General features: G+C 61.8%; 16 protein-coding genes. 7 read left to right on the top strand and 9 right to left on the bottom strand.

Annotated elements, in window-relative coordinates; translation table 11 throughout:
- The first annotated feature begins 107 nt into the window (after nucleotides 1-107).
- Complete coding sequence (locus ABWV89_RS00815) at nucleotides 108-905, top strand: IclR family transcriptional regulator (RefSeq protein WP_353395112.1); 798 nt, start codon at nucleotides 108-110, stop codon at nucleotides 903-905.
- Nucleotides 906-995: 90 nt separating this feature from the next.
- Here the strand turns inward: ABWV89_RS00815 and ABWV89_RS00810 are convergent, their stop codons facing one another.
- Nucleotides 996-1,445: a PaaI family thioesterase gene (locus tag ABWV89_RS00810; RefSeq protein WP_353393282.1), complete on the bottom strand. Its 450-nt coding sequence runs from the start codon at nucleotides 1,443-1,445 to the stop codon at nucleotides 996-998.
- Between the two features lie 39 nt (nucleotides 1,446-1,484).
- Nucleotides 1,485-3,290 carry an acyl-CoA dehydrogenase gene (locus ABWV89_RS00805; RefSeq protein ID WP_353393280.1) on the bottom strand — a complete coding sequence of 602 codons (1,806 nt, stop codon included), beginning with the start codon at nucleotides 3,288-3,290 and terminating at the stop codon, nucleotides 1,485-1,487.
- A 149-nt stretch (nucleotides 3,291-3,439) separates the two neighbouring features.
- Here ABWV89_RS00805 and ABWV89_RS00800 point away from each other — a divergent pair, with 149 nt between their 5' ends.
- From ABWV89_RS00800 to ABWV89_RS00775, 6 genes are all read left to right on the top strand, one after another.
- On the top strand, nucleotides 3,440-5,524 hold the full coding sequence (locus ABWV89_RS00800) for a 3-hydroxyacyl-CoA dehydrogenase NAD-binding domain-containing protein (RefSeq protein WP_353393278.1): 2,085 nt from the start codon (nucleotides 3,440-3,442) through the stop codon (nucleotides 5,522-5,524).
- A 125-nt stretch (nucleotides 5,525-5,649) separates the two neighbouring features.
- Nucleotides 5,650-6,828 carry an acetyl-CoA C-acyltransferase gene (locus ABWV89_RS00795; protein ID WP_353393277.1) on the top strand — a complete coding sequence of 393 codons (1,179 nt, stop codon included), beginning with the start codon at nucleotides 5,650-5,652 and terminating at the stop codon, nucleotides 6,826-6,828.
- A 55-nt stretch (nucleotides 6,829-6,883) separates the two neighbouring features.
- On the top strand, nucleotides 6,884-7,954 hold the full coding sequence (locus tag ABWV89_RS00790; protein ID WP_353393275.1) for a phosphotransferase: 1,071 nt from the start codon (nucleotides 6,884-6,886) through the stop codon (nucleotides 7,952-7,954).
- A gap of 81 nt (nucleotides 7,955-8,035) precedes the next feature.
- On the top strand, nucleotides 8,036-9,721 hold the full coding sequence (locus ABWV89_RS00785) for a long-chain fatty acid--CoA ligase (RefSeq protein ID WP_353393273.1): 1,686 nt from the start codon (nucleotides 8,036-8,038) through the stop codon (nucleotides 9,719-9,721).
- A 2-nt stretch (nucleotides 9,722-9,723) separates the two neighbouring features.
- Nucleotides 9,724-10,836 carry a zinc-binding dehydrogenase gene (locus ABWV89_RS00780; protein ID WP_353393271.1) on the top strand — a complete coding sequence of 371 codons (1,113 nt, stop codon included), beginning with the start codon at nucleotides 9,724-9,726 and terminating at the stop codon, nucleotides 10,834-10,836.
- 61 nt (nucleotides 10,837-10,897) lie between these two features.
- Nucleotides 10,898-11,878, top strand: coding sequence for an NADPH:quinone oxidoreductase family protein (locus ABWV89_RS00775; RefSeq protein WP_353393270.1), 981 nt, complete (start codon nucleotides 10,898-10,900; stop codon nucleotides 11,876-11,878).
- A gap of 89 nt (nucleotides 11,879-11,967) precedes the next feature.
- Here the strand turns inward: ABWV89_RS00775 and ABWV89_RS00770 are convergent, their stop codons facing one another.
- The 7 genes from ABWV89_RS00770 to ABWV89_RS00740 form a co-directional block, all read right to left on the bottom strand.
- The gene (locus ABWV89_RS00770; RefSeq protein WP_353393268.1) at nucleotides 11,968-13,638 is read right to left on the bottom strand and encodes a Vgb family protein; all 1,671 of its coding nucleotides are present in this window, start codon (nucleotides 13,636-13,638) and stop codon (nucleotides 11,968-11,970) included.
- Between the two features lie 184 nt (nucleotides 13,639-13,822).
- The gene (locus ABWV89_RS00765; protein ID WP_353393267.1) at nucleotides 13,823-14,407 is read right to left on the bottom strand and encodes a histidine phosphatase family protein; all 585 of its coding nucleotides are present in this window, start codon (nucleotides 14,405-14,407) and stop codon (nucleotides 13,823-13,825) included.
- Between the two features lie 61 nt (nucleotides 14,408-14,468).
- Complete coding sequence (locus ABWV89_RS00760) at nucleotides 14,469-15,329, bottom strand: SMP-30/gluconolactonase/LRE family protein (protein ID WP_353393265.1); 861 nt, start codon at nucleotides 15,327-15,329, stop codon at nucleotides 14,469-14,471.
- A 27-nt stretch (nucleotides 15,330-15,356) separates the two neighbouring features.
- Nucleotides 15,357-16,532, bottom strand: a complete 1,176-nt coding sequence (locus tag ABWV89_RS00755) for an ABC transporter substrate-binding protein (protein WP_353393263.1) — start codon at nucleotides 16,530-16,532, stop codon at nucleotides 15,357-15,359.
- Between the two features lie 60 nt (nucleotides 16,533-16,592).
- Complete coding sequence (locus ABWV89_RS00750) at nucleotides 16,593-17,300, bottom strand: ABC transporter ATP-binding protein (protein ID WP_353393261.1); 708 nt, start codon at nucleotides 17,298-17,300, stop codon at nucleotides 16,593-16,595.
- A complete protein-coding gene (locus ABWV89_RS00745) occupies nucleotides 17,287-18,051 on the bottom strand; it encodes an ABC transporter ATP-binding protein (protein ID WP_353393259.1) in 765 nt (254 codons plus the stop codon). The genes ABWV89_RS00750 and ABWV89_RS00745 overlap by 14 nt, the downstream gene beginning before the upstream one ends.
- A 4-nt stretch (nucleotides 18,052-18,055) precedes the next feature.
- Nucleotides 18,056-19,033 carry a branched-chain amino acid ABC transporter permease gene (locus ABWV89_RS00740; protein ID WP_353393257.1) on the bottom strand — a complete coding sequence of 326 codons (978 nt, stop codon included), beginning with the start codon at nucleotides 19,031-19,033 and terminating at the stop codon, nucleotides 18,056-18,058.
- Nucleotide 19,034: the final 1 nt, after the last annotated feature.

Below are 19,034 nucleotides of genomic sequence, written 5' to 3'. Positions count from 1 at the left end.
CGCGGTAAAGTCAGGACTCCACTGCAGAACGGAGTTCCATTTTGACTGCAAAACTTGCCGAATCGGGTGAGGAGCAGCATCTGGGAGACGACAGCCAAAAGCCGTCTTTGGGCGCCAAAAAGCCCTCCAGAGCCCCCAAACCCAAAGAAGATCGCCATTTCGTGACCGCACTGGCACGAGGGCTGGAAGTTCTGGCCTGCTTCCGCACGGGCGAGGTGACGCTGAGCAATCAGGAGCTTGCGCAACGATGCAGTCTGCCCAAGTCAACTGTCTCGCGCCTGACGATGACGCTGACCAAGCTCGGCTACCTGATTCATGTGCCCGAGAGCGGCCGCTACCGCCTTGGAACAGCCTGCCTGGCACTGGGAAGCGCCCTGCTCACCCGCCTGGACGTGCGCAAGATTGCGCGCCCCATGATGCAGGACTTGGCCAACATGTCGGGTGCTGCCGTCTCACTCGGCGTACGCGACAAGATGTCCATGATCTACGTGGAGAACTGCCGCAGTTCCGCAGCACTCACTTTGACCCTGGACGTCGGTTCGCGCATGCCGCTGGCCACTTCGGCCATTGGCCGCGCATGGCTCGCTGCGGTGAACGACGAAGAGCGCAACGCGGTCATGCAGGAAATCCGCGAGAAGGACCCCGAGGCCTGGCCCAAGATCCAGAACGGCATCAATGCCTCGATGAAAGACTATGCGCGCTATGGCGTGACCTGCTCTTTTGGCGACTGGCATGCCGACGTCAACGGCATTGCCCGGGCATTCGACCCAGGCAATGGTTTGCCGATGATGGCGGTCAACGTGGGCGGCCCGTCATACAACCTGTCGCCAGAGTTCTTGCTCGATGAGGTGCGGCCGCGCTTGATCGAGGTGGTCAACGCGATTGAAGACGCCATGCCGCATTGACCTCCCCCGAGTGGTGGGCACAGCAAAAAGGGCTGCACGAACTGCAGCCCTTTTCTATTTGGTGCGGAAGATCAGATGGGTCTCAGCCCATCATCCATCGCTGAGGTCGACACCCTTGCGATTGGCCACCGCCGAGAACACGCCGGTGGCGCGAAGAACCGCTCGCTCGCCCACCATCAGCACGCAATCGCCAAAGGCCAGTTGCTTGCCCAGTTTGCGTGGCGTCACGTGGGCTTCCAGCCAGTCCCCTACCTTGGCCGACGACAGGTAGTCCAGGCTCAGGTTCACGGTCACGATGGGTATCTCCGGCCCGCGCAGCCGGTTGAGGTTGATGCCCAGCGCACCATCGGCAAAGGTCGCCAACATGCCGCCGTGGGGAATACCCAGCCGGTTGGCGTGTTGCGGCAGGATGCGCATGGCCAGCAGCAAGGTGCCATCGGCCTGATCCCGTCCGTAGAGATCGCCCAGCACCTGGAAGAAAGATTCTCCTTTGGCAGGGAGCTTTCGGAAACCATCGGGCACGGTGGGCGAGTCGGACATGGCAAAGCGTTAGAGGAGAAGCGTGAGACAGAGAGACACTCAGAACCAGTCGTCCTGCATCGCAGCTGTTGTGTCGTCCAGCGTGCGCAGCAAAGCCAACTGTTCTTGAGTCTTGGGCAGTTCCCAGCGGAAGAACCACTGGCATGCCTGTAGCTTACCTCGGTAAAACGCGTCGTTATCTGAAGAAGGGTTTGCCGCCAGGCCGCGTGTGGCCACCACCGCTTGACGCAACCATGTCCAGGCCAGCACCGCATGGCCAAAGGCCTCCAGGAACAGGTTGGCATTGGCCAGCGCGCCATTGCGGTCCGCCTGGATCAGCGGGCGCATGTGCGTCACAGTGTCCATCACGTCTTGCCAAGCCTTGGCCAACTGGTCGGCCATGCCTTCAAGCGACGGCAGGCTTTGCGCCTCGGCCAGCGTCTGCTGCACCTGTTTGTCGAAAGCTGTGAGCGCCGCACCGTCTTTCATGAGGACTTTTCGGCCCAGCAGGTCCAGCGCCTGGATACCGTGCGTGCCTTCGTGGATCATGTTGAGGCGGTTGTCACGCCAGTATTGCTCCACCGGAAACTCCCGCGTGAAGCCGTAGCCGCCCAGAATCTGGATCGCCAACGAGTTCGCTTCCAGGCACCATTGCGACGGCCAGGACTTCACCACTGGCGTGAGGAGCTCCAGCAGCAATGAAGCTTCGACACGTTCAGCCTCGTCAGGCGCCGTACGCGATTCATCCACCAGACGCGCTGCATAGAACGCCAAACCATAAGAACCCTCGACATAGGCCTTTTGCGCCAGCAGCATCCGCTTGACGTCGGCATGTTCGATCAGTGCCAGCGGCGGAGACAACGGATTTTTGTCTGCAGGATGCCGGCCTTGCAAACGCTCGCGCGCGTACTTCAGCGAAGCCAGGTAGCCGCGATAGCCCAGCATGATGGCGCCCATGCCAACGCCGATGCGTGCCTCGTTCATCATGTGGAACATGCAGGCCAGGCCTTCGTGCGGCTTGCCCACGATCTCGCCCACGCAGGCATCCTTTTCGCCGAACGACAGCATGGTGGAGGTGGTGCCGCGCCAGCCGCATTTGTGGATCAGGCCGGCCAGTGCCACATCGTTTCGCTCGCCGACTTCGCCTTGTTCGCTGGTGTGAAACTTGGGCACGGTGAAAAGCGAAATGCCTTTGACGCCCGGGGGCGCATCCGGCAAGCGGGCCAGCACCAGGTGCACGATGTTGTCGCTCAACTCGTGGTCGCCACCCGAGATGAAGATCTTCTGCCCTTTGATCAGGTAGGTGCCGTCGGATTGCGGCGTGGCTGAGGTTTTGAGGTCACTCAGGCCGGAGCCCGCCTGGGGTTCAGTCAGCGCCATGGTGCCGAAGAATCGCCCTTCCCTGAGCGCTTGCAAATAGCGCGCCTTCTGCTTTTCGCCGCCGAACTTCTCAATGACGTTGGCATTCGACGAGGTCAGGCCCACGTAGGACGTGGTGGCGATGTTCGCGCTGCGGAAATAGGACAGGCAAGCTTGCGAAACCAACACCGGCAGTTGCATGCCACCGGATTCAAAGTCTGCGCTGGCCGACAGAAAGCCGGCATCACAGTACGCCTTGACGGCTTCCTTCACGCCGTCGACCATGACCACCTTGCCGTCGACGAATTGTGGCTCCTGTTCATCAGAGGCGCGGCAATGCGGTGCGAACAGCTCGACAGCCATGCGTGCAGCGGTTTCCAGCGTGGCGTCGAAAGTTTCGCGGTTGTGCTCGCTGTAGCGCTCCCGACCCAGCAGGCCTTCGGCATCGTGCATCTCATAAAGCTGGAAATCGATATCGCGGCGGGAAATGAGTTCTTCGTCGTGCATAGGTTCTTTACGCTGATCTGGTTTACCGCTATTATCGTTCGTCTTTGGAACCATGTTCTGCACAGCAGACCATGGTTTACCCTTAGCATAAGATGCGATTTGGTTTCCTTTCATAACTTTCTACCCCATAAGCAAACGGAGACATATTGATGAACCCGGTGGATTACGCGTTGCGCGGCCAAGTGGCTGTGCTGACCCTGAACAACCCGCCCGTCAACGGCCTGGGCCATGCGCTGCGCACCGGCATCCTCGCCGGCCTGGACAAGGCGATGGCTGATGATGCTGTCAAGGCCATCGTGGTCACGGGTGGCGAGCAGGTGTTCTCCGGCGGCGCTGACGTGAAAGAGTTCGGCACCCCCAAATCCGGCATGGCGCCCAACCTGCCCGATGTCATCCGTGCGCTGGAAGGCGCGGAGAAGCCCGTCGTCGCAGCCATGGCAGGACACGCACTGGGTGGCGGTCTGGAACTGGCCATGGGTTGCCACTTCCGTGTCGCCAAGACCGACGCCACTTTTGGTCTGCCCGAAGTCAAACTCGGCTTGCTGCCCGGCGCCACCGGCACCCAGCGCCTGCCCCGCGCCATTGGCCTGGAGCCCGCGCTGAACATGATCGTCTCAGGCAACCCGCAAAAGGCCGCCACCTTCGTGGGCACCGCATTGGTCGATGAACTGGTGGACGACAAGGTCGTGGACGCTGCGGTGGCGTTCGCCGAGAACCTGGTGGCCGAGCAGCGCCCCATCCGCCGCATCCGCGACTTGAAGGTGAATGCACCGGATGCCGACGCTTTCCTGCAGTTCGCCCGCAACTCGGTCAAGGTGGCCTCCAAGGGCATGCCCGGCCCGATGGCTTGCGTCGAGTCGGTGGCCGACTCGGTCAAACTGCCGTTCGACGAAGGCTGCAAGCGCGAGCGCACCGCGTTCCTCTCGCTGATGCAAACGCCCGAGTCGCGCGCCCTGCGTCACATCTTTGCTGCCGAGCGTGCCGCCGGCAAGCTGCCCGACATTCCGGCCGACACACCCATTCGCGACATCCAAAAGGTGGGCGTGGTGGGTGCCGGCACCATGGGTGGCGGCATCACCATGAACTTCCTGAACATCGGCATTCCGGTCGTGCTGCTGGAAACCGCACAGGAAGCGCTGGATCGTGGCCTGGGCACCATCCGCAAGAACTACGAGAACAGCGCAAAGAAGGGCAAGCTCACCCAAGAGCAAGTGGAAGAGCGCATGGGCTTGATCACGCCCACCCTGAGCTATGACGCCTTCAAGGAAGTGGATCTGGTCATCGAAGCTGTGTTCGAGAAGATGGAAGTCAAGGAAGCGGTCTTCACCAAGCTGGACGAAGTCTGCAAGCCTGGTTGCATCCTGGCTTCCAACACTTCTTATCTGGACGTCAACAAGATTGCCAGCTTCACCAAGCGCCCTGAAGACGTCATTGGCCTGCACTTCTTCAGCCCGGCCAATGTGATGCGCCTGCTGGAGATCGTTCGCGGCGAGAAAACCGCCAAGGACGTGCTGGCCACTGCCATGAAACTGGGCAAGAAGATCAAGAAGGTGGCTGTTGTCTCGGGTGTTTGCGACGGCTTCATCGGCAACCGCATGCTGGCGCTCTATGGTGCTGCCGCCTACGGCCTGGTGCTGGCTGGCGCATCGCCCCAGCAGATCGACAAAGCCCTGGAAACCTTTGGCTTTGCCATGGGCCCCTACCGCGTCGGCGACCTGGCCGGTCTGGACATTGGCTGGGCCACGCGAAAGCGCAAGGCCGAAGAAGCGGGCAAGCCTTTCGAACCCATCATCGCCGACAAGCTGTGCGAGATGGGCCGCTTCGGCCAGAAGACGGGCGCAGGCTGGTACCGCTACGAAGCCGGTGTGCGCAAGCCGATTGTCGACCCTGTCACCACCGAACTCATCGATGCGTTCCGCAAGGAAAAAGGCATCACACCACGCAAGATCAGCGACGAAGAAGTCATCGAGCGCTGTGCATACGCGCTGGTGAACGAAGGCGCCAAGATTCTCGAAGAGGGCATTGCCGCCCGCGCTTCCGACATCGACCTGGTCTACCTCAACGGCTACGGCTTCCCGGCACGCCGCGGTGGCCCGATGCGCTATGCCGAAGAGGTGGGTTTGCCCAACGTCGTGCGCGCCCTGCGCCGCTTTGCCGCCGAGCCCGGTGCCGCCCCCACCTGGGAGCCTGCACCATTGCTGGTGAAGCTGGCTGAGGAAGGCAAGGGTTTCTAACCCCCCCTGCGGCGCTGCGCGCCTTCCCCCCGGTGGGGGGACGCTCCCTTGGACCGGCGGACCCGGATCTTCGGGAGCCTGGCGTGGGCGGGTTTGCACATCAAAGAATTCTTTGGAGAAATTTCATGACTGAAGCTGTCATTGTTTCCACCGCGCGCACGGGTCTGGCCAAGAGCTGGAAGGGCGCATTCAACATGACCTATGGCGCGACCTTGGGTGGCCATGCTGTCGAGCACGCCGTCAAGCGTTCGGGCATTGACCCAGCCGAGATCGAGGACTGCATCATGGGAGGCACCTTTGGTGAAGGCACCACGGGCGGCAACATTGCCCGGGCCATCGCCATCCGCGCTGGCCTGCCCGTGACCACCGCAGGCCTGACCATCAACCGTTTTTGCTCGTCCGGCCTGCAGTCGATTGCGCTGGCCGCGCAGCGCGTGATGACCGAAGGCTGCCCTGCCATCGTCGCCGGTGGAGTCGAAAGCATTTCCTGCGTGCAGAACGAGTCCAACGCGCACATGCGCCGCGACCCCTGGATCAATGAGCACAAGCCTGAGCTCTACTGGAGCATGCTGCAAACGGCTGAGACCGTGGCCAAGCGCTACAACATCAGCAAGCAAGCGCAGGACGAGTACGGTGTGCGCAGCCAGTTGCGCGCCGCCGCCGCACGCGATGCCGGCAAGTTCGACGACGAGATCGTGCCCATGACCACCCGCATGGGCGTGGTGGACAAGGCCACCGGTCGCATCACGACCAAGGAAGTCACCATTTCCAGCGATGAAGGCATTCGCCCCGACACCACCATTGAAGGCGTGAGCAAGATTCGCGCTGCCCTGCCCGGTGGCGTGGTCACCGCGGGCAATGCCAGCCAGTTCTCCGACGGCGCATCCGCGTGCGTCGTCATGAACGGCAAACGCGCTGAGCAACTGGGCATTCAACCTCTGGGCATCTTCCGCGGCTTTGCCGTGGCCGGGTGCGAACCTGATGAGATGGGCATTGGCCCGGTGTTCGCCGTGCCCCGCCTGCTGGAGCGCGCGGGCCTCAAAGTCAGCGACATCGGCCTGTGGGAGCTCAACGAAGCCTTTGCCTGCCAGGTGATTTACAGCCGCGACAAGCTGGGCATCCCGGACGAGCTGCTCAACGTCAACGGCGGAGCCATTGCCGTGGGTCACCCCTACGGCGTGTCGGGCGCACGCCTGACCGGCCACGCACTGATCGAGGGCAAGCGCCGCGGCGCCAAGTACGTGGTGGTGACCATGTGCATTGGCGGCGGCCAGGGTGCTGCCGGCCTGTTCGAAGTCTGCTGATCGCGCGACGCTTCACACCCCGGAACAGAAGCGACACACCCATAAAGGAGACAACGTGAGCGACGCGCAATCCCTGTTCACCGGCACCCGCCCGGTGGCGCCGCAGCATGCATTTGACGAAACGGCCCTCGCCCGCTGGATGGCAGAGAACGTCGAAGGCTTTACCGGTCCCATGACGGTAGAGCAGTTCAAAGGTGGGCAATCCAACCCCACCTTCCTCATTCATGCGGGCGGCAAACGATATGTCATGCGCCGAAAGCCGCCAGGCGATTTGCTGCCGTCGGCCCACGCAGTGGACCGGGAGTATCGCGTCATCAGTGCGCTGGCCAAGACCGATGTGCCTGTGGCCAAAGCCCATGCCTTGTGCTCCGATACGTCGGTCATTGGCTCCATGTTCTATGTGATGGACCATGTGGAAGGCCGCATTCTGTGGGACCCCAAGCTGCCGGGCATGACGCCTGCCGAGCGCGCCGACATCTTCAAGGAGATGAACCGCGTCATGGCCACACTGCACAGTGTGGACCCCGCCGCGATTGGCCTGGGCGACTATGGCCGGCCCGGCGCCTATATCGAGCGACAAGTGGCGCGATGGTCCAAGCAGTACAAGGCTGCAGAGACCGAAACCATCGATGCCGCAGACCAGCTCATCGAATGGTTGCCCAAACACATGCCGGCCGAGAACGACACTCGCATCGTGCACGGTGACTACCGGCTCGACAACGTGATCTTTCACCCCACGGAGCCGCGCATTCTGGCGGTGCTGGACTGGGAATTGTCGACCTTGGGCGACCCGATGGTGGACTTTGCCTACCACTGCATGACCTGGCGCATGCCAGCCGAAGGCAACTCGCGCGGTCTCGCCGGCGCCGACCTGGCCGGCCTGGGGATTCCTGCAGAAGCCGACTATGTGCGCATGTACATGAAACGCACTGGCAGGCCTGCGGTATCCGACGCCGACTGGACCTACTACCTGATCTTCAACATGTTCCGCCTGGTGGGCATCTTGCAAGGCATTGCCAAGCGCGCACAACTGGGCAATGCATCCAACGCCACGGCGGTGGAGACCGGCAAACGGGCGCGTCCTCTGGCCGAGCAGGCCTGGGCCCTGGCGCAAAGCCTGACCTGATTTGCCTCTGCAGGCGGAGGCAACACCCCTCCTTGCAGCCCTGCCCCTATCGCCTGAACAACTCCACTGCCGCACATCAACATGTCAGAACTCCACTGGCCCTCCTGGCCGACGGACCTACCCCGCCACCTGACGCTTCCCGAGACCAACCTGGTCTACAACGCGGAAGTCTCGGCCAGGCGCTTCCCGGACAAGCCTTACCTCATCTACTACGACACGCCGCTGAGCTTTTCGGCGTTTCTCCGCCAGGTGGAGCAGCTCGCTGGCTACCTGGAGAAGGACTGCGGTGTGCAGGCTGGCGATCGCGTTTTGCTCTACATGCAAAACAGCCCGCAATGGGTCGTTGGCTACTACGCCATCTTGCGCGCCAACGCGGTGGTGATTCCGGTCAACCCAATGAACCGCAAGGACGAACTCGGCCACTACATCGAAGACACCGATGCCACCGTGGCGCTGCTGGCACAAGACCTGTTGCCGGAAGTCCAGCCCTGGTTGCGGGCCAGCGAAGGCCCTGCCTTGCAACACGCCATCGTGGCGACTTACAGCGACTACATCACCCAACCCACCGATCTGCGTTTGCCAGACTTTGTGGCCGCCGCTCGAGCGCCGCTCAATGGTGGTGGAGAGCACGCCTGGATGGATGCTCTGGCCGCCGACCGCGTGCCTTCACCCTGCCACACCGGTCCGGACGACCTTTGCGTCATGCCCTACACGTCCGGCACCACGGGCAAACCCAAGGGCTGCATGCACACCCACCGCAGTGCCATGTCCACCGGGCTGGGCGGCATGGTGTGGTTTGGCCGCACACAGGATGCCACCATGTTGTCGGTCCTGCCCTTCTTTCATGTGACGGGCATGGCCGGCGGCATGAACGGCCCCCTCATGATTGGCGCGACCATCGTCATCATGTCCCGCTGGGACAGGGAAGTGGCGGCCGAGCTGATGCAGCGCTACCGCATCACCAGCTGGCAAGCCATCTCCACCATGGTGGTGGACTTCCTGGCCAATCCCCGCATTGCCGAATACGACCTTTCCGCGCTCAACGGTATCCGGGGCGGTGGTGCAGCCATGCCCAAGGCGGTGGCCCAGAAGCTGCTGGACCTCACCGGCCTGCACTACGTGGAAGGCTACGGCATGTCCGAGACGCTGGCAGCCACGCACATCAATCCGCCCCATCGCCCCAAGCCGCAATGCCTGGGCATTCCGGTGTTCGATGTGGACGCCCGAATCATCGACCCGCAAACGCTGGCACCTGTGCCCACGGGCGAGAGCGGCGAGATCGTGGTGCATGCACCGCAAGTCATGCAAGGCTATTGGCGCAACGACGAAGCCAACGAAAAGGCCTTCATCACCATCGACGGCAAACGCTTCTTGCGCACAGGTGACTTGGCGAAGATCGATGAGGAGGGATACTTCTTCATGACGGACCGGCTCAAGCGCATGATCAATGCCTCGGGCTACAAGGTCTGGCCGGCAGAAGTCGAGTCCATGATGTACCAGCACCCCGCCATTCACGAGGTTTGCGTGATCGGTGCGAAAGACCCCAAACGGGGCGAAACGGTCAAGGCCGTGATCGTGCTGCAGGCCGCTCAAAAGGATCAGGTCACCGAGCAAGCCATCACGGACTGGGCACACGAACACATGGCCGCCTACAAAGTGCCGCGCCTGGTCAGTTTTGTGGACGCGCTGCCCAAGTCCGGTTCAGGAAAAATCATGTGGCGTGAGTTGCAGGAGCAGCAAAACGCCGCCGACGCAAAGGAGAGTTGAAGATGAGCCCACAAAAGGCAAAAGCTGTCATCGCACGTGAGCACGGCGCACCCGTGGTGGTGGAAGAGATCACGGTTGACGCGCCCAAGGCGGGTGAGATCATGATGAAGGTCGAGGCCTGTGGCGTCTGCCACAGCGACCTGTCTGCCGCCAAGGGCGTCATCCCCCTGCCCCCTCCCGTGGTCCTGGGCCACGAAGCCGCCGGCACCGTGGTTGCCGTGGGCGAAGGCGTGAAAGGCTACGCCGTCGGCGACCGCGTGATGTCGTCCTTTGTGAGCATGTGCGGCAAGTGCCGCTACTGCATGACTGGCCGCCCGCAACTTTGCGATCAGGCTGCGAAGGCCACGTTCACCTTGCCCGATGGCACCGTTCGCACGCACGATGCCGCCGGCAAGGCGCTGAACATCTTCTCCGGCTGCGGTGTCATGGCCGAATACGCCACCCTGCACACCGACAACATCGTCAAGATCGAAGAAGACCTGTCCATGGAGTGCTGCGCACTCATCAGCTGCGGCGTGATGACGGGCGTGGGTGCGGTGACCAATACCGCCAAGCTCACCGCAGGCTCTGTGGCGGTGGTGTTTGGTGCAGGTGGCGTGGGACTGAACGCCATCCAGGGTTGCGCCATTGCGGGCGCTGCCATGATCGTGGCGGTGGACCGGTCTGACAGCAAGCTGGAAATGGCCAAGCTCTTTGGCGCCACCCACACCGTCAATGCGGCCAACGAAGAGAACATCGTCAAGACCATCAAGAAGCTCACCAGCGGTGGAGCCGACTACGCCTTCGAATGCGTGGGCCTGGGCGCCGTGGTGGAGCAGGCCTACGGTGTGTTGCGCAAGGGCGGCACTGCCGTGGCCGTGGGCGTGGCCAGCGTCAAGGACACCACCAGCCTGCGCACACTCACGCTGTCCTTCGAAGAAAAGACCCTGACCGGCAGCTATTACGGGTCGGCGCGTCCCCGAGAAGACTTCCCGCGCTTGATGAAACTCTATAAAAATGGTCGACTCAAGCTCGACGAGTTGATCACGCATCGCTACAGCATCGACGAAGCACCTCAAGCTTTTGCCGATCTCGCGGAAGGCCGCAACGCGCGCGGCATGATCGTGTTCGATTGAGCCCGGACAGATTCACTCGTCAACGCTGCAACCTTTTGAGAGATCCACGGAGACAAGCACCATGAAAGCCCTGCGCTGCAACGCCTTTGGCCCCATTCAGACCCTCAGCGTCGAAGATATCGATGCACCCTCACCTGCGGCAGGCGAGGTGCTGGTGGATGTGCACGCTGCATCCATCAATTTCCCGGATGCCTTGATGGTCCAGGGTCTGTACCAGGTCAAACCTGAGCTGCCCTTCACGCCAGGCGCAGAGTTGGCTGGTGTGGTCAGCGCCGTGGGCGAAGGCGTCAAGCACGTCAAGACCGGCGACCGCGTGGTGTGCTCCACTGGCACCGGAGCTTTCGCCGAGCAGGCAGTGGCCGATGCCAAGCGCGTCATCCCACTGCCTGATGGCATGGACTACGACGCTGGTGCTTCTTTCGTTCTGGTGTACGGCACCTCGCTTCATGCGCTGCAAACCATTGGCAAACTGCAAGCGGGTGAAAACCTGCTGGTGCTCGGCGCCGCTGGCGGCGTCGGCATTGCCGCTATCGAGATTGCCAAAGCCATGGGAGCCCGAGTGATCGCCGCTGCTTCTTCGGAAGAGAAGCGCGAGCTGGCTCGCCAGGCTGGCGCTGATGAAACCGTGGACTACACCCAGCCCGAGTGGCGCCGTGAAGTTGAACGCCTCACCGACGGCAAGGGTGCCGACGTGGTGTATGACGCCGTGGGCGGCCCCTATGCCGAACCAGCACTGCGCGCCACCGCCTGGCGCGGCCGCTACCTCGTGGTCGGCTTTGCCGCCGGCGACATTCCGAAGCTTCCGCTCAACCTTTGCCTGCTCAAGGAACGCGCCATCCTGGGCGTGTTCTGGGGTGCAGCCATGGCCAGAGAACCCAAGCAGCTCATGGCCGATCTGCAGCAACTCGCTGGCTGGTTCAAGGAAGGCAAGGTCAAGCCGCCGGTGACCGAACGCGTCACCCTGGATCAGGCGGCCGACGCTATCGAGCGACTGGCCAGCCGCAAAGCCATGGGCAAGATCGTGGTGCTGCCGCGCGGCTAAGACAAGTCAGGCCAACAACGCCTTCGTTCAAGCACCAGAAAAAAAGGGTCGCCACCGAGAGGGGCGACCCTTTTTGCATGTAGCGTCGTTCAACGAACAGGCGAAATTTTCAGCACCGAGTTGTTGCGATCAGCGGTGACATACACCACGCCATCCGCATCCACATCAACACCCGTGGGCGCGAACACCGGTGGCATGCCCGGCAGGGCAGGCAAACCGATGGGCAGGCCTTGGGCAACCGTTCTTGAAGTCTTCGCTTTCAGGTCAATCTCGGTGATGCGCTGAGCAGCCGCTTCCACCACCAGCAGAGAGCCCCATGGTGTGATCGCCAGCCCTTCGGGCATGGCCAGCTTTTCTGCCACCACTTCCGGCGCACCTCCAGCCAGCGCAACGCGCAACACCCGCCCGGCGGCCTCACTGACAAACACAGACTTTCCGTCCGCGCTCAAGACCATCTGCACCGGTCCCTGCAGATCCTTGGCCAACACTTGCCGGTCCTTGAGGTGGTCGCCACTGGCACGCAGCACCTGCCCGGTCGCAATCTCGGTGACCAGCACGCTGCCATCGTCCAGCGGAATGGCATCCATCGGCGCCTTGAAACCATGGGCCATCGAAACGTGTTTCTTCGTGCTTCGGTCGAGCAACTGCACCGTCCCGGTGAACCAGCTCGCCAGGGCCACCTGACTGGACGACACGCCCACCGAAAACGGGTACTCCATCTCGGAGGCCTGCATGCGGTAGATGTCTTTTACCTCGCCTGACTGAGTATCGACCGAGCGGAAGCCGAACACGTCGGCCACCAGCAGTTGCTGTCCATCCAGGCGTGACCCCGACGGAACCGCCAGTTCACCCGATGTCAGCGTCGTGGCCTTGCCCGTCTTGGGGTTCACGGCGATGACCGCGTTGTCGGCCATGTTGGAGACGTAGATGGTGCCTTCGCGGGCAATGGCCAGATTGTCCAGTGCGGTATCCAGTTGAGCCACCACCGTCTTCTTGCGTGACTTGAGGTGAACCTTGACCAATGTGCCTGCTTTGGTGTCCACCACCCACAGGTTGCCTCGACGATCCAGGTTGGCCGCTGCCGGCGTCTGGAAGCCATCGGCAATGACGGTGATCTTGCCGGTGCGTGGGTGAATTTTGACCACTTGCTGCTTGAACCAGAGCGGCCCATAGAGCATGCCATCGCGTCCGACCTCGAAGCCATTGAAGCCTCCCATGTCCTTGGCGATGAGTCGAGGCTTCTTCCTGCCGCGCACATCAATTTCCCACAACGCATCTCCAAGAAAGACCTGGCTCGCATAGAGCTTTCCGCTGCGCGGGTGAAATGCCAGAGAGTTGATGCCGGGCAAGCCCGTGGCCAACTCTTGAATCGGGGCTTTGTCGTTTCGGCGATACCGGATGATGCCTTGCAGGTAGGACGTCCAGGCCATTTCGCCACGAGGGCCGATGGCAATATCGTCCGACTCGCCTTCCGGCCCGGCGATGAACACTTCACTGGCGCCTGTCTTGCGGTCGACCACCCACATCTCGCCACCCGTGACGGTGCCTGCCAGCAAGCGACCTTTTCTGTCCACCGCCAGTCCGTGCACGCCATGGAAGTTCGACGGTGGTACCAGCACCTGAGGCGCGGCCCAACTGGCCGGGGCTGTTGCCTTGGATGCCGCAGCAGGTGCTTCGCCAGCGGGGGAATTGATGGCCGTGCATGCGCCGAGCAATACGGCGCACGACAGCGCTGCGAAGAATCGCAGTCGTTCTTTCATGTTGTCTCCTCTCGTGTCAGATGGAACGTCAGGGAAGAACCGACTTTGCCGGGGCCATGCCGTGATCAGTCACCCATGGTCGTCAACAGGCAATGCAGCGCCACCCCATGTCAATCTAAAGGCCTCATGGCGAGGCCCTGGTCCCATCGGCGACACGGCGACACCCAGCCGACGAACGCCGCCATCAATCAGCGGTTTGGAGGTGTCTCTGGCAATTGAGAAGCTGTACAGTGTGCGGCGTCTGCGAATCCAGTACGGTCACGGCCGTATTGCCAATCGAAGGCGCTCCGCCATCCGGCCGTGAGGATTGGGGCAAGTTGTCGAGCAGGGTTCGAATCCACAACCCGTGGGTGACCACGATCATGTCTCCCTCCATGGCTTCTTTCAGCGCCAGCAGTTCCCTGAACGACACCAGGACACGTTGTTCGAACTCAGACTGCGACTCACCTCCGGGTGGCGCATCCGCAATGCTCAACGCGTTTTCACCCACCATGGCATGTGGCTGCCCCCGCCAGTCGCCAAAGTTGCGCTCATGCAGCGAGGCCAGCGCCTGAGCTCGCAAGCCCGAGTGCTCTGCCACGGCCGCAGCCGTTTCCCAGGCGCGGGTCAAATCGCTGGCAATGAGGCCCACGGCGCCCGAGCGAGCGAGGCGTCGCCCCACCGCCTGGGCTTGCTGGCGCCCCAGATCAGACAAGGGTGTCTCAGGTGGTTGAAAGACCCGCGCGGCGTTCAATGCCGTTTCGCCGTGCCGGACAAGCACGATGCTCATGAGAAAAGACCTTTCCCTGCTGCCAGTCACACAGCACGGACGGCTGTCTCTGGAGTGAAATTCAGGGCCGGCCGGCGTGCGGCACGTCTACCCGAATGGTTTCGATGCGTCCCTGACGTTTGGCACCGTGGCCAGGGCCAATACCAGGCGCCGTGCACACATGCAGGGTACGCCCATCGTCACCGCCCAGCATACACGCATAGCTGTGCAAGTCGCCGCTGCGCACCGTCTGGAGCACTTTGCCGCCATCGGCTACGCGTAAAACCTGGCGCCCTCGGGCATCGGCCACCCAGACAGCATTCTCCGCATCCAGACAAAGCCCGTCTGGATACACACCAGGCAAATCCGCCCACAACCGCCGATTGCTCAGGCTGCCATCGGCCGCCACGTCAAACGCAGAGATGCGCTGAGCATGCGTTTCGGCCACGACCAGGGATCGACCGTCGGGCGTGATGGCCATTCCGTTGGGGAAAGTCACTCCCTCGGCTGCCGTGTAGACAGATCCATCCGGGTCGACGCGCATCAGTCGCGTGGGTCGAGGCTCTTCCTTGGCATAAAGGTCAAAGCCGAAGTTGCCCACATAGGCACGACCCTGGGCATCGACCACCAGATCGTTGCAGTTGCCCCGGACATGGACCGAGAGGTCGGCCACTTCCTGCAGATGCACACCGTCCCAGCGCATGAGGCGACGGTCGAGCATGGAGACGACCAATAGCTGGCCGTCAGGGCGCCAGCCGAGCCCGCTCGGGCTCTCTGGCACCTCGAATTCAGTGCGAAGGTCTCCCTGTGCATCCACAGAAAAGACCTTGCAATGGAAAAAGTCGGAGAACCACAACCGCCCCTCATGCCAGCGTGGCGCCTCTGCAAAGCAAAGGCCATCCACCAGCACGGTCAGGTCGGAAGCGGGTGTGGTCTCGCTCATGACGGTTTCCGTTCAGCAGTGATTTGATTACTGCTTCATGTAGTCGCGGATGTTCAGTTCCTTGACTTTGCCGCCCTCGATCACAGCCACACGGGTGTTGGCTTCCGAGCCGCCCTTGGCGTCAACGCCGTCCAGGCCGTTCGGGTTGTTCTTGGGGTCCAGCTTCTTCATGGCTTCATCCAGCTTGGCACGGATGGCGGCGCCGTCGGTGGTCGTACCGGCCAGTTGCATCGCGATAGCGGTGGCATGCATGGCCGTGTAGTTCAACGACATTTCAGACGAAGGATCCTTGCCCTCGTGCGCATCGCGCCAGCGCTTGGTGAATTCCACGGCGGAAGGCTGTGCGTCGTCGATCATGGGCAGCACGCCGATCGCGCCTTCCAGCATCTTGTAGTCGCCGCCGAGGATCGGACGCATCTGGTCCATCTTGGCCTGATCGATGATCACGAAGCCGCCTTTGAAGCCCAGTTCGCGTGCCTGCTTGACCACCAGTGCGGTTGGCTCGGAAGCACCGCCGATGAACAGCACGTCAGGCTTGGAAGCCAGCACCTTGCTCACGCCGCTGTAGAAGTCGGTCGCGCGGTTGTAGCTCATGGGGTTGGACGCAACGGTCTCGCCACCTGCTGCTTCCCAGGCCGTCTGGAATTCCTTCGTCCAGATCTTGGCGTAGTCGTGGTCGGCGTTGGCCACAGCCATTTTCTTGCCGAACTTGGTCTGTGCGTGCTTGACGAATGCCGGGATGTAGCTGGTGAACTCAGGCGGGATGCGCAGGGTCAGCTTGTTGCCACGGGCCGTGATTTGCGGAACGCTGGTGTAGGACAGCAGCAGCGTGTTGGAGCGCTCGTTGGTGGTCTGGATCGCATAGCCGCCACCAGAGTGCGGGCACAGCACGACTGGCGTCTGGTTCTGCTGGACCAGACGCTGGAAGTTGATGGCAGTCTCGCTGGGGTTGTACTTGTCGTCCAGCGCCACCACTTCAAACTTCACGGTCTTGCCAGCTACCTTGAAGTCGCTCTTGTTGAGCTCTTCGACGGCAAAGTTCAACCCGTCGAGGGTGTTCTTTCCGTACTGCGCTGCACCACCGCTCAGGGGACCGGAAAAGCCGATCTTGACGGTGTCTTCTGCGAACGCAGGGGCCGAGAGGGCAACGCCTGCGAGCAGCATGGCGCCAGTGAGTTTGTTGAAGTGCCTTCTGAGCATCATTCCAGTCTCCTGTGGGTTGGTTGGTCTAGTGAAGAAGAAAAAAGAAAGTCAAAAATGGAATCAGGCGCCGATATAGGCCCGACGCACCGCTTCGTTGTTCATCAAACTCTCGCGATCGCCTTCGAGAACGATTCGTCCGCGCTCAATGACATAGGCGCGCGTGGCGATCTTCAGCGCCGCGTACGCGTTCTGCTCGGCCAGCACCACCGTGGTCCCGGCCTGGTTGATGCTCTGCACCACTTCCAGCACCTGCTTGACCACCAAAGGAGCCAGGCCAAGTGAGGGTTCATCCAGACACAGCACTTTGGGACGCCCCATGAGCGCGCGCCCGATGGCCACCATCTGTTGCTGACCGCCGCTGAGAGAACCCGCCGGGTCGTGTGCCTTTTCCTGAAGGATCGGGAACAGGGCCATCACCTCATCAAGGCGACGGCTGTTCTCCACCTTGTCGCCGCGGTGCACATAGGCACCGAGCATCAGGTTCTTGAGCACTGTCATCTGTGGAAAGAGCTTGCGCCCTTCCGGACACTGCACCAGGCCATGCCGCACCACGTTGGAGGGCTTCATGCCACTGACCGTGTTACCGCCGAGGTGAATGCTGCCGCCTGAGAGCTTCTCCAGTCCGCTGGCGGCGCGGAAGATCGAACTCTTGCCAGCACCGTTGGCCCCGAGCAAGACAACGAGCTCGCCCTTCTCTACGTGCAGGTTGATGTTCTCCAGTGCACGGAAGGCACCGTAATTGAGGGAGACGTCCTTAAATGTCAGCATGGTCGCTCCCCAGGTATGCGTCGATCACGGCCGGATTGGCCTTGACTTCTGCGGGCGTGCCTTCGGCGATCTTTTCGCCGTAGCTGAGCACCATGATCTTGTCTGCCAGGCTCATGATCATGTCCATCTTGTGTTCGATCAGGCAGACCGTCAGGCCGCTCTTGATCATCTTGCGAATCAGGTCGGCCAGGCCCACCGTTTCTTCAGGGTTCACGCCGCCGGCCGGCTCATCGAGCAGCAGCAGCTTCGGGTCGGTGGCCAGCGCCAGGGCAAAGGCCACACGCTTGCGTTCCTCTTGCGAAATGTCGCCCGCCAAGCGGTTCTCCAGGTGCGACAGCCCCACAAAGTCCAGCGCGCCACGCGCCTTCTCCCGGCACACGCGCTCCTCTTCTTTCAGGCGACTGGTGCCCACCAGCACGTCAAACAGGTTCGAGCGCGTTCGAAGGCGGTGCCCCACGATCAGGTTGTCGAGCACCGTGGCGTTGTCGAACAATGTGGTCGACTGGAAGGTTCGCGCCACGCCCAGCTTGGCCACCAGGTCGGTGCGCAGCGGTGTGATGTCGCGCCCTTCAAAGCTGATGATTCCCGAAGTCGGCTTGTAGACGCCACTGATCAGGTTGAAGAACGTGGTCTTGCCGGCACCGTTGGGGCCGATAATCGCGTTGATCTTGCCTTCTTCGATGCGGGTGGAGACGTTGTTGACGGCGACGTTGCCGCCGAATTTGATGGTCAGATGTTCAATGTTCAGCACGGTCTCACTCCTTGGTCGCGGCGGCTTCTTGGGCAGCGGCTGCCTTTCGGGCGCGCCAGCCAAGCCAGGTCCCCACGATGCCGTGCGGCAGGAAGATCACCAGCAAAATCAGCAACGGGCCAAAGATGACGAAACGGTATTCCTGCACGGCCTGCAGCCACTGCGTGATCCATGGCACCGAGATGCCGCCGAGCAGCGGACCCACCAGCGTCCCCAGACCGCCGACGAGCATGTACATGGTCATGTCAAAGGTGTGCTGCACGCCAGCCACGTCAGGACTGATGAAGCGCACAAACCCGGCATACAGTGCACCAGACCAGCCTGCGTACAGCACCGAGATCAGGAAGGCGATGAGCTTGTTGCGCATCAGGTTGATGCCCAGTGCCTCGGCCAGGTTGTCGCCGTTGCGGATGGCCACAAAGGTGCGGCCCAGCAGTGAGTTGACGATCCGGCGCATGGCCCACACACCCACAGCCAGGAAGGCAAACACCAGGTAGTACAGCTTGGTCGGCGTGTCGAACGCAAAATCGCCAATCGCGCCAGGCTCTGGAATGCCGATCAGGCCGACCACGCCATGGGTCAGGTCGTCCCACTTCTCGATCACCAGGAAGATGATGTAGCCCACGCACAGCGTGAAGATGGAGAAGTAGTGGCCCTTGAGGCGCAGTGATATCCAGCCCAGCGGCAGCCCCACCAGCACCGTCACCAGCCCAGCCACGGCAAACGCTGGCCAGTAGCTCCAGCCATGGTCCACCGTGAGAATTCCCAGGGTATAGGCGCCAATGGCCATGAAGCCCGCATGTGCCAGATTGAACTGGCCGGTGTACCCCACGATGAGGTTGAGTCCCAGCGTGGCGATGGTGAAAATGTACGCCGTGGACATCACCGTGAGGTGGTAGTCATTGCCGGCCATGAACGGGAACGCCAGGCCGAGGGCGAAAAGAAGCGCCCACCCCAGTGGGCCATGCAGTTTCTGCAACATA

This window comes from Hydrogenophaga sp. 5NK40-0174, assembly GCF_040372165.1.
Classification (GTDB): Bacteria; Pseudomonadota; Gammaproteobacteria; order Burkholderiales; family Burkholderiaceae_C; genus Hydrogenophaga.
This window is presented reverse-complemented; position numbering and strand designations above follow the sequence as displayed.